Origin of the sequence: Pseudomonas palleroniana (assembly GCF_003031675.1) — a bacterium.
Taxonomy (GTDB): Bacteria; Pseudomonadota; Gammaproteobacteria; order Pseudomonadales; family Pseudomonadaceae; genus Aquipseudomonas; species Aquipseudomonas palleroniana.
On record NZ_PYWX01000050.1, the window covers coordinates 1 to 11250 of the forward strand.

General features: G+C 61.1%; 6 protein-coding genes. 2 read left to right on the forward strand and 4 right to left on the reverse strand.

Going from position 1 to position 11250, the window contains the following annotated elements; translation table 11 throughout:
- Window positions 1-89: 89 nt before the first annotated feature.
- Window positions 90-926 carry a 23S rRNA (adenine(2030)-N(6))-methyltransferase RlmJ gene (locus tag C9383_RS16775; protein ID WP_060755160.1) on the reverse strand — a complete coding sequence of 279 codons (837 nt, stop codon included), beginning with the start codon at window positions 924-926 and terminating at the stop codon, window positions 90-92.
- Window positions 927-1100: 174 nt separating this feature from the next.
- On the opposite strand from C9383_RS16775, the gene C9383_RS16780 reads away from it, so the two are divergent.
- Window positions 1101-2378: an O-acetylhomoserine aminocarboxypropyltransferase/cysteine synthase family protein gene (locus C9383_RS16780; RefSeq protein WP_090367226.1), complete on the forward strand. Its 1278-nt coding sequence runs from the start codon at window positions 1101-1103 to the stop codon at window positions 2376-2378.
- Here the strand turns inward: C9383_RS16780 and C9383_RS16785 are convergent.
- The 3 genes from C9383_RS16785 to putP form a co-directional block, all read right to left on the reverse strand.
- Window positions 2364-3089 (reverse strand): DUF4123 domain-containing protein, encoded by a 726-nt coding sequence (locus C9383_RS16785; RefSeq protein ID WP_090367228.1) that lies wholly within the window; start codon window positions 3087-3089, stop codon window positions 2364-2366. The two genes, C9383_RS16780 and C9383_RS16785, sit on opposite strands and share 15 nt — an antisense overlap.
- Before the next feature lie 26 nt (window positions 3090-3115).
- Window positions 3116-5128, reverse strand: coding sequence for a type VI secretion system Vgr family protein (locus C9383_RS16790; RefSeq protein WP_090367230.1), 2013 nt, complete (start codon window positions 5126-5128; stop codon window positions 3116-3118).
- 204 nt (window positions 5129-5332) lie between these two features.
- Window positions 5333-6817: a sodium/proline symporter PutP gene (gene putP, locus C9383_RS16795; protein WP_060755164.1), complete on the reverse strand. Its 1485-nt coding sequence runs from the start codon at window positions 6815-6817 to the stop codon at window positions 5333-5335.
- Between the two features lie 460 nt (window positions 6818-7277).
- Between putP and putA the strand changes: the two genes are divergently transcribed.
- Window positions 7278-11231, forward strand: coding sequence for a trifunctional transcriptional regulator/proline dehydrogenase/L-glutamate gamma-semialdehyde dehydrogenase (gene putA / locus C9383_RS16805; protein ID WP_090367233.1), 3954 nt, complete (start codon window positions 7278-7280; stop codon window positions 11229-11231).
- Window positions 11232-11250 lie beyond the last annotated feature (19 nt).

Sequence of the window (11250 nt, forward strand, 5' to 3'; positions counted from 1 at the left end):
GTATTAGCCTGTAAACCATGTCCCCGGTTAGAAATGTAAACGATGTCCCCGGTTTGTACCGGGGCAAGCCCGCTCACTACAATCAGCAGTTACTCGGCAATAAGCCAATCCATCTGCCACCCGCCCTGGGTCTGGCCAAGCTTCTTGGACAGCCATGGCAGCAGCTCACGCAATTCCTCCTCCAAGCCCCACGGCGGGTTGGCGATCGCCAGGCCCGAGCCGGTCAGGGTGTTGGGCGTGTCCAGCGGATGCACCAGCAATTCCACACGCAGCAACTTCGGCGCACCGGTGCCGGCCAGGTCCTGGTAGAAACGGCGCAACATGCGCTGGTCTTTTACCGGATACCAGATGGCCGCAACGGTCTGACGCATGCGGCCCACCGCCTCTTTGAGGGAAGCCGCGCAGCGTTGCATCTCGTCGAGTTTTTCGAACGGCGGGTCGATCAGCATCAGCGCACGCTTTTCCGGCACTGGCAGCAAGGCACGCGGAACATGCCAGCCCTCGCCCAGGTGCACCTTCACACGACGATCACCCTTCATGTTGTCCTTGAGCAACACGCCATCGTCCGGGTGCTTTTCATTGAGCAGCACACGATCCTGCGGGCGCGTGAGACGCCGCGCCAGCTCCGGTGAACCCGGGTAGTAACGCAATTGGCCGTCCGGGTTCATCTCGTGCAGTACGCGCATGTAATCGGCGGTCAGTGGCGGCAGGTCGCTTTCACCCCACAGGCGGGCGATGCCTTCCAGGTATTCACCGGTGCGGTTGGCCTGGTCGCCTTGCAGGTCGTACAGACCAATGCCGGCGTGAGTGTCGAGGTAGGCGAACGGCTGCTCCTTGCGCGACATCAGGGCGATGAGGCGGGTCAAGGTCAGGTGTTTGAAGACATCGGCATGGTTGCCGGCGTGAAAGGCGTGACGATAATTCATGGTTGCTCCTGCGCAGGGGGCGAAGTTTACCTTCTACGTGAGCAAAGGTGCAGGGCTGCGTGTCGGGCGACGCTTATGCCGCAAACACAGGAGGCCGGCTGAAAAAAATCTAAATAGCATGACCAGGGTGGATTTATTGTGGCGATCCATTCTCCAGGGAGGTCAATAACAATCATGAAAGACGCCACCATCGCGCTGCACCACGGCTTCAAGTCCGACCCGACCACCAAGGCCGTCGCCGTGCCGATCTATCAGAATGTCGCTTTCGAATTCGACAACGCCCAGCACGGCGCCGACCTCTTCAACCTCGACGTGCCCGGCAATATCTACACGCGCATCATGAACCCCACCAACGATGTGCTGGAGCAACGTATCGCCGCCCTCGAAGGCGGTATCGCGGCGTTGGCGGTGTCGGCCGGCAGTGCCGCCATCCACTATGCAATCCAGACCCTCACCCGCGCCGGCGACAATATTGTCACCACCCCGCAGCTCTACGGCGGCACCTATACCCTGTTCGCCCACTTGCTGCCGAGTTTTGGGGTCGAGGTCCGTTTTGCCCGCGATGACAGCGCCGCGGCCATCGCCGAACTGATCGACGCCAATACAAAAGTGGTGTACTGCGAGAGTATCGGCAACCCGGCGGGCAACATCGTCGACCTAGAAGCCCTGGCAGCGGTGGCCCACGCCCGTGGCGTACCGCTGATGGTGGATAACACAGTGGCTACGCCGATCCTGTGCAAGCCGATCCAGTTCGGCGCCGACATCGTCGTGCACTCAGTGACCAAATACATCGGCGGCCATGGCAATTCCCTGGGCGGCGTAATCGTCGACAGCGGTACCTTCCCCTGGACCCGATACCCCGAAAAATTCCCTGGGCTCAACAACCCTGAGCCGGCGTATCACGGCGTGGTCTACACCGAAAAATTCGGCCCGGCCGCCTTCATTGCGCGCGCCCGCACCGTGCCCCTGCGCAACACCGGCGCAGCGCTGGCGCCGATGAATGCGTTCCTGCTGCTGCAAGGCCTGGAAACCCTGGCCCTGCGCATGGAGCGCCACACTGAGAATGCCCTCAAGGTCGCGCAATTCCTTCAAGGCCATGCTGCGGTGGAATGGGTCAGTTACGCCGGGCTGCCGGACCACCCGCATTTCGCTTTGGCGCAAAAATACCTGCAAGGCAAACCCTCGGCGATTCTCTCCTTCGGCTTGAAGGGTGGCTTTGATGCCGGTGTACGCTTCTACGACGCCCTGCAGATCTTCAAGCGCCTGGTGAATATCGGCGACGCCAAGTCCCTGGCCTGTCATCCGGCATCCACCACCCATCGGCAGATGAATGAACACGAGCAAGCCAAGGCCGGAGTAAAGCCCGAGATGATCCGCCTGTCGGTGGGTATCGAGGCGATTGACGACCTGATTGACGATCTGCAGCAGGCGCTGGGTTCAACTCAACTCTGAGGCGAGGTAATCGGCCAGCGCTGCGGGGTTGATCGTCGGCCTGCGCGCCCAGTAGGCGACCTTGTGCTGCAAGGTCGTCGGCGTAAACCCTGCGTACAGGTCGGGGCGCTGTTCTTCGAGCCATTGCAGCAGGTTGTCGATCAGGGTCTGCGGGGATTGTTCTGCCACATGCGCCAATAGAGGTGCAGGCACTCGCCACCAGGGGCTGGTCTTGGCAACCGTGACCGCACCAGGCGCAACCGTCAGCGGCCGGCCATTGATCAGATACCGCTGGAACGCCGGCAATACCCTCCCCGCGTCATCGCCCAGGCCCTGCACAACCGGCAGAAACTGAGCGCCATCCCAAAAGCGCAAGAACACCACCTGGCCGTCGGGCAGATAGACCTTGGTCAGGCTTTGCAGATGGGCAATCACGATGTCGAGCGAGCTGGACGACACCGCCAACCAGCCCCAATCCGTAGCGTCAATGGTTGCGACCCAATCGAGAAAGGCACTGCCCGGCTCGACGATACCGACATGAGGCATGACCTCATCCCACTCGGCATAGGCGGTGCCTGCCCAGATCGATTGGGGCAGCATCCCGCCGCCCATGGCTTGCCAGTGGCCAAAAGGTCTGGCGCCGCTGGTACCACTCAAGATGGCGAAGATCCGCTCATCAGCCTGCAGAGGGTGTTGTGTGATCCAGGCATTGGGGGTCAGCAGCTTGTTCATCGCGGTAAACTCCTTTCAGGTTAGGCTCAGCCACTGTGTCGAGGGATATCACACTGGCCATGCTTGCAGCGCTCACACTCCTCGCAGAACGGCGCGCTGCGTTTCAGGCTGGCCACTTGAGCGCGACTCAGCGGAGCGGGTATTACCGCCAGCAGCGTTGCCTTTATGCCCGGTAGCAACGGCGCAACAGCGGGAACCGGCGCCCCGCCAAGCTGGATCGGCACACTGCTGAATATGCCGCCCGCTGAAACCGTGATCGATTGGCCGCCCGCCTGAATCGTCACGCTGGCACCGGCATCGATCACGACACTCTGCCCGGCGCCGATCTGAACGGTCCGACCAGCCCGTATTTGCTGTGAACCACCGACCACCAGATGATCATCCTGCTTGAGTTCAGTCAGACGGTTACCGTGGGTGATGCGCTGCTCTTCGCCCTGCAATTCATGGTGCGACTCGCCGCCCACCGTTATCCGGCGCAGGTTATCCACCTGCACCTGCTGATCATGCAGCACATGCTCAGTCCAGTCCCGCTGGGCGCGCAGGTAGATCTCCTCGGCCCCCTTGCGGTCTTCGATACGCAGTTCGTTGTAGCCACCCCCGCCTGGGCTGCTTTGGCTGCGCAAGATACTGCGGGTCTTGTCCGCCGGCAGTTCGAGGGGCACCGGTGTCGCCGCGTTGGGCAGGCAACCCATGACCACCGGCATATCCAGGTCGCCATTGACGAAGCCCACCAGCACCTCCATGCCGACCCGCGGAATCAGCACCGAGCCATAACGATCATGCGCCCAGGCACTGGCCACCCTCAGCCAGCAGCTGGAGTGGTCGTTGTGCTCTCCCGTACGATCCCAGGCCATTTGCACTTTGACCCGGCCATACTCGTCGCAATGGATTTCGCTGTCGTCAGGCCCGGTGACCACCGCATGCTGATACCCGGAAATACTCGGGCGTGGCTGCTCCGGCAGCGGCGGCCGGAAAATCACGTCCCAGGGTGCCGCCCTGAATTCATTGCGATACCCCTGGCGCAAATCCCCGCCGGCGACCTCGACCACCGCTTCCTCAAGCACCTGGGGCTGCCTGCCTTCGTGCGTGACCCGCGTCACCAGCCACAGGTCGTTCCAGTCGTCACGAGGGTGCCCGCTCAATTTGAGGAAACGGCCACTGACCAACGCCGGCTCATCGCCTTGGCCATGGGCGACGCGGTAGTCGCTGCGATGCCGCTCCAGCCTCTGCTGCGTCAGGCATTTGCCATGGGAACGGTCGGAAAATTGGCCGGGAAAACCCTGCTCCAGCAGCCGAGGAAGCTGCTCGCCAGCCACTTCACTCTCCAGCGTCAGGCGTGGTTTACGGAAGTCGTAGTCGCGCAGGCTTACCGCCGTGGTGCGGGTTTCCAATTGCACGGTCACGCGCTTGATCACCGGCGTATCCGCCACCATTCCGGAACCGGGCATGTAAGCGGTGGACTGTTCGGCCTGGGTAAACACCGTCTGGTCATCACCGAACACCAGCAGGTGCCCTGCGGGCGAATGCTGGAAGTGATAGTGAATGCCCAACTCGGCGCACAACCGCTGGATGAATGCCAGGTCGGTCTCACCAAACTGCACGCAGTACTCACGCGCAGGGTAGGTACCGCTGAGTTGGAATTTGAACCGGTCACTCTGGATACCCTGCACCTCCAGCACTTGCGCAACGATCTGCGGCACTGTCAGGTGCTGGAAGATGCGCTGGTGACTGCTGTGTTTCAGGTACGCCAGTTGCGGCACCAGGCTGACCTGATAACGCGTGAGACGCCGCCCGGAGTCACCCTGTGCCACCCGGTAAACCAGGCCGTGGACGCCATGCCCCTGGTCATCAAACCCGAGATACATCTGGCGATGCAGCAGACTTTCCAGGTCGAGATCAGGTTGCTCGCTGACCAGTTCAAGGTTGAAACGGTAGGGCTGGCTGATGGCTTCGGTCCCCTTGAACTCCAAGACCTTGAGCTCACTGGGCTCCCCATCAAGGATGAGGGTAAAAGCACTTTGATTAGCAGGAGCGAACATCCGGTGTTTCTCTGCGGGAAGTAGGCGGATGATTCTGCACCACTGTTCTACCCCGCTGAGCACAGCCTGGATAAATCAGTAAAGCCCTACATGTACAAGCCCGAATCTTCTTCGGCCCTGCGAAAATCACGCGCAAAAAAAGGCCCGCCATCCGTAGGACGCGGGCCTCTTTTTCAACTCAGCGCTGGCTCAACATCTGACGAATTACTTGTTGAGGTTGTAGTCTTTTTCCGCAGCATTAAAACGCTCGACCATACCTGCGGTCGGTGCGCCTAGCTTGCTCACGAAGTAGATCGCGAGGCTGGCGAAGATAAAGCCCGGGATGATTTCGTACAGGCCGAGCAGGCTGAAGTGTTTCCATACGATGACGGTGATCGCACCAACCAGGATACCGGCCAGTGCGCCGTTGCGGGTCATGCCTTTCCAGATCACCGAGATCAGTACCACCGGACCGAACGCTGCGCCGAAACCGGCCCAGGCATAGCTCACCAGACCCAGCACGCGGTTGTCCGGGTTGGCGGCCATGGCGATGGCGATCAGGGCCACCAGCAGCACCATGGCACGGCCGACCCAGACCAGCTCCAGCTGGGACGCATTTTTACGCAGGAAGGTCTTGTAGAAGTCTTCGGTCAAGGCGCTGGAGCATACCAGCAACTGGCAGCTCAGGGTACTCATCACCGCCGCGAGGATGGCCGACAGCAATACACCGGCAATCCATGGGTTGAACAGCAGCTTGGCCAACTCGATGAACACACGCTCGTGGTTCTCGGTCACTGGACCTGCCACCTCCGGATGCGCCGAGAAGTAAGCGATACCGAAAAAGCCCACCGCCACGGTGCCACCCAGGCACAGGATCATCCAGGTCATGGAGATGCGACGCGCCTTGGCGATCGACTTCACCGAATCGGCCGCCATGAAACGCGCGAGGATATGCGGCTGGCCGAAGTAGCCCAGGCCCCAACCCATCAGCGAAATGATGCCAATGAAGGTAGTGTTTTTCAGCATATTGAAGTTGTCGGGATTCTTGGCTTCGATGGCCAGGAAGGTGGTGTCGACGCCACCGGTGGCCAACAGCACGATGATCGGCGTGAGGATCAACGCAAAAATCATCAGCGTGGCTTGCACGGTGTCAGTCCAACTGACGGCCAGAAAACCACCGACAAAGGTGTAGGCAATGGTCGCTGCAGCGCCGGCCCACAGGGCGGTTTCGTAGGACATGCCAAAGGTGCTTTCGAACAGGCGGGCACCGGCCACAATGCCGGACGCGCAATAGATGGTGAAGAACACCAGGATCACTACCGCAGAGATGATCCGCAGCAAGCCGCTTTTATCTTCGAAACGGCTGGAGAAATAGTCCGGCAGGGTCAGGGCATCGCCGTTGTGTTCGGTTTGTACGCGCAGGCGACCGGCCACGAACAGCCAGTTCAGGTAAGCACCGACAATCAGGCCGATGGCGATCCAGCTTTCCGAGAGGCCCGACATGTAGATCGCGCCCGGCAAACCCATCAACAACCAGCCGCTCATGTCGGAAGCACCGGCCGACAGAGCCGTCACCACGCTACCGAGGCTGCGACCGCCAAGGATGTAATCGGAAAGGTTGTTGGTGGAGCGATAGGCCATGAAGCCGATCAGTACCATTGCTGCGATGTAGATCACGAACGTGATCAGGGTTGGATTGCTAACGCTCATAAGAGTAACGCCCTGGCTTTGTTTTTATGTAGCGGCGGTCTGTCAGACGGCTACCCACTGTTAACCGGGTAGACGAAACTGCGTGCCGCGCATTTATGACTGGCGTTTCCCCAGGAAAGCCGCCAGCCGATGAACCGAACCTTGGAGGTGGTTGCACCTTGGTCGCGAATGCTATGCAACAAAGCAAATAAGGTGCAACCAGTTTCGCGAGAATAAGTTGCACCCAGACATGTATTACGCCAAACACCGCGTTTTTGCTCCCTTTCGGAGCAAAAACAGCCGACATCACAATAAAACGCACCAAGAAGAAGCGGATTCCGCTGAGGGCCGATTTTTTTCTCGAGAACCTTAAAAAATTTCCTGAACAAAAGGGTTGCACCCGGTTGCACCTCCTCATGGGCAAAGCTAATCTTGGCGCCAGCAGATGCCACTCGGTAGTGGCACCCATGAGGATAAAAAGATGGCAACGACCACCCTTGGGGTCAAACTCGACGACCCGACCCGCGAACGCCTGAAGGCTGCCGCGACCTCCATTGATCGCACGCCGCACTGGCTGATCAAGCAGGCGATTTTCAATTACCTGGAGAAACTCGAGGGTGGTGCAACCCTGACCGAGCTCAATGGCTTGGGCAGCAAGGACGTTGAAGAGGCCGGCGAGATCCAGACCGATCACGCCCACCAATGCTTCTTGGAGTTCGCCGAAAGTATCCTGCCGCAGTCGGTACTGCGCGCGTCGATCACCGCTGCTTACCGTCGCCCGGAACCGGAAGTGGTGCCCATGCTGATCGAGCAGGCGCGCCTGCCGGCGCCGATGGCCGAAGCTACCAACAAGCTGGCCGCCTCGATTGCCGAAAAACTGCGCAATCAGAAGAGTGCCGGCGGCCGTGCCGGTATTGTTCAGGGGCTGCTGCAAGAATTTTCCCTGTCGTCCCAGGAAGGCGTGGCCCTGATGTGCCTGGCCGAAGCGTTGTTGCGCATCCCGGACAAGGGCACCCGTGACGCGCTGATCCGCGACAAGATCAGCACCGGCAACTGGCAGCCGCACCTGGGCAACAGCCCGTCGCTGTTCGTCAACGCCGCCACCTGGGGCCTGCTGCTGACCGGCAAACTGGTCTCCACCCACAATGAAGCCGGCCTGACTTCGTCCCTGAGCCGCATCATCGGCAAGAGCGGCGAACCGATGATCCGCAAGGGCGTCGACATGGCCATGCGCCTGATGGGCGAGCAGTTCGTCACCGGCGAGACCATCGCCGAAGCCCTGGCCAATGCGAGCAAGTTCGAAGCCAAGGGCTTCCGTTACTCCTACGACATGCTCGGCGAAGCCGCACTCACCGAGCACGACGCCCAGAAATACCTGGCCTCGTACGAACAAGCTATCCATTCCATCGGCAAGGCGTCTCACGGCCGTGGGATTTATGAAGGGCCAGGCATCTCCATCAAGCTTTCGGCCCTGCACCCGCGTTACAGCCGCGCTCAGTACGAGCGTGTGATGGACGAGCTGTACCCGCGCCTGCTGTCGCTGACCCTGCTCGCCAAGCAATACGATATCGGCCTGAATATCGACGCCGAAGAAGCCGACCGTCTTGAGCTGTCCCTGGACCTGCTGGAACGCCTGTGTTTCGAGCCGCAACTGACCGGCTGGAACGGTATCGGTTTTGTGATCCAGGCCTACCAAAAGCGTTGCCCGTATGTGATCGACTACGTTATCGACCTGGCGCGCCGCAGCCGCCATCGCCTGATGATCCGCCTGGTGAAAGGCGCGTACTGGGACAGCGAGATCAAGCGCGCCCAGGTCGAGGGCCTGGAAGGCTACCCGGTGTACACCCGCAAGGTGTACACCGACGTTTCCTACATTGCCTGCGCACGCAAACTGCTGTCGGTACCGGAAGTCATCTACCCGCAGTTCGCTACGCACAACGCTCATACACTGTCGGCCATCTACCATATCGCCGGTCAGAACTATTACCCTGGCCAGTACGAGTTCCAATGCCTGCACGGCATGGGCGAGCCGCTGTACGAACAGGTTGTGGGCAAGGTTGCCGATGGCAAGCTGAACCGTCCGTGCCGCGTGTACGCACCGGTCGGCACCCACGAAACGCTGCTGGCTTACCTGGTACGTCGCCTGTTGGAAAACGGCGCCAATACCTCCTTCGTCAACCGCATTGCCGATCAGTCGATCTCGATTCAGGAGCTGGTGGCTGATCCCGTGGCCAGCATCGAGCAAATGGCCACGCTGGAAGGCGGTTTCGGCCTGCCGCACCCGCGTATTCCGTTGCCACGCGACCTGTATGGCAGCGACCGCGCCAACTCCGCCGGTATCGACTTGGCCAACGAACATCGCCTGGCGTCGCTGTCCTGCGCCCTGCTGGCCACGGCCCACAACGACTGGAAAGCCGCGCCGATGCTCGGTTGCGCGTCCAGCGAGCAAGCGACGACGCCGGTGCTGAACCCCGCCGACCTGCGCGACGTCGTCGGCCAGGTCCAGGAAGCCACCGTTGCAGACGTCGATAACGCCATCCAGTGCGCGATCAACGCTGGTCCGATCTGGCAGGCCACCCCGCCCGCCGAACGCGCCGCGATCCTGGAACGTGCCGCCGACCTGATGGAAAGCGAGATCCAGCCGCTGATGGGGCTGCTGGCCCGCGAAGCCGGCAAGACCTTCGCCAACGCCATCGCCGAAGTGCGCGAGGCCGTGGATTTCCTGCGGTATTACGCGGTGCAGGCACGCAACGATTTCACCAACGACGCCCATCGCCCATTGGGCCCGGTGGTGTGTATCAGCCCGTGGAACTTCCCGCTGGCCATCTTCAGTGGCCAGGTTGCCGCCGCACTGGCGGCGGGTAACCCGGTACTGGCCAAGCCTGCCGAGCAAACCCCGCTGGTGGCCGCACAAGCCGTGCGCATCCTGCTGGAAGCCGGTATTCCGGAAGGTGTGCTGCAACTGCTGCCCGGTCAGGGCGAAAGCGTGGGCGCCCGCCTGGTGGGTGATGATCGCGTCAAAGGCGTGATGTTCACCGGTTCCACCGAAGTGGCGCGCCTGCTGCAACGCAATGTCGCCGGCCGCCTGGACACCCAGGGTCGCCCGATCCCGCTGATCGCCGAAACCGGTGGCCAGAACGCGATGATCGTCGATTCCTCGGCCTTGACCGAACAAGTGGTCATCGACGTGGTGTCCTCGGCCTTCGACAGTGCCGGTCAACGTTGCTCGGCCCTGCGCGTACTGTGCCTGCAGGAAGATTCGGCAGACCGCGTCATTGAAATGCTCAAAGGCGCCATGGCTGAATGCCGTCTGGGCAACCCGGAACGCCTGTCGGTGGATATCGGTCCGGTAATCGACGCCGAAGCCAAGGCCGGCATCGAGAAACACATCCAGGCCATGCGCGACAAAGGCCGCAACGTGTACCAAGTGGCTATCGCCGACGGCGAAGAAATCAAGCGCGGCACCTTCGTGATGCCGACCCTGATCGAGCTGGAAAGCTTCGACGAACTGCAACGCGAGATCTTCGGCCCGGTGCTGCACGTGGTGCGCTACAAGCGCAAGGAAATCGACCAGCTCATCGGCCAGATCAACGCTTCGGGCTACGGCCTGACCCTGGGCGTTCATACCCGTATCGACGAGACCATCGCCAAGGTGATCGACAACGTCAATGCCGGTAACGTCTACGTCAACCGCAACATCGTCGGCGCCGTGGTCGGCGTGCAGCCGTTCGGCGGCGAAGGCCTGTCGGGCACCGGCCCGAAAGCCGGTGGCCCGCTGTACCTGTACCGCCTGCTGTCGACACGTCCGACCGATGCGATCGAACAATCCTTCGTGCGTGGCGATGCACTGGCCGCACCGGACGTGCGCCTGCGCGATGCCATGAGCCAACCGCTGACCGCCCTGAAAACCTGGGCCGACAGCAATAAGTTCAGCGAACTGAGCGCCCTGTGCACTCAATTCGCCGCGCAGTCGCAAAGCGGTATCACCCGCCAACTGGCCGGCCCGACCGGCGAGCGCAACAGCTACGCCATCCTGCCTCGCGAACACGTGTTGTCGCTGGCGGAGGTGGAAGGTGATTTGCTTACTCAACTGGCGGCGGTATTGGCGGTAGGCGGTTCGGCGGTATGGCCGGAAACAGGCCTGACCAAGGCCTTGTTCCCACGCCTGCCGAGGGAGATTCAGGCGAGGATCAAGCGCGTGGCCGACTGGACCAAGGACGAAGTCGTATTCGACGCCGTTCTGCACCACGGCGACTCCGACCAACTGCGTGCGGTGTGCCAGCAAGTGGCCCAGCGTGGCGGCGCGATTGTCGGGGTGCAGGGTTTGTCGCAGGGTGAGACGGCGATTGCGCTGGAGCGCCTGGTGATCGAACGTGCATTGAGCGTCAACACTGCGGCGGCAGGCGGTAACGCCAGCCTGATGACCATTGGTTAACTGACCCAACAGGGTCAGA

What these genes read in the sequence shown, in the direction of transcription:
- putA (WP_090367233.1), top strand. Translation starts at nt 7,278, where the DNA reads ATGGCAACGACCACCCTTGGGGTCAAACTCGACGACCCGACCCGCGAA.
- C9383_RS16790 (WP_090367230.1), bottom strand. Translation starts at nt 5,128, where the DNA reads ATGTTCGCTCCTGCTAATCAAAGTGCTTTTACCCTCATCCTTGATGGG.
- C9383_RS16785 (WP_090367228.1), bottom strand. Translation starts at nt 3,089, where the DNA reads ATGAACAAGCTGCTGACCCCCAATGCCTGGATCACACAACACCCTCTG.
- putP (WP_060755164.1), bottom strand. Translation starts at nt 6,817, where the DNA reads ATGAGCGTTAGCAATCCAACCCTGATCACGTTCGTGATCTACATCGCA.
- C9383_RS16775 (WP_060755160.1), bottom strand. Translation starts at nt 926, where the DNA reads ATGAATTATCGTCACGCCTTTCACGCCGGCAACCATGCCGATGTCTTC.
- C9383_RS16780 (WP_090367226.1), top strand. Translation starts at nt 1,101, where the DNA reads ATGAAAGACGCCACCATCGCGCTGCACCACGGCTTCAAGTCCGACCCG.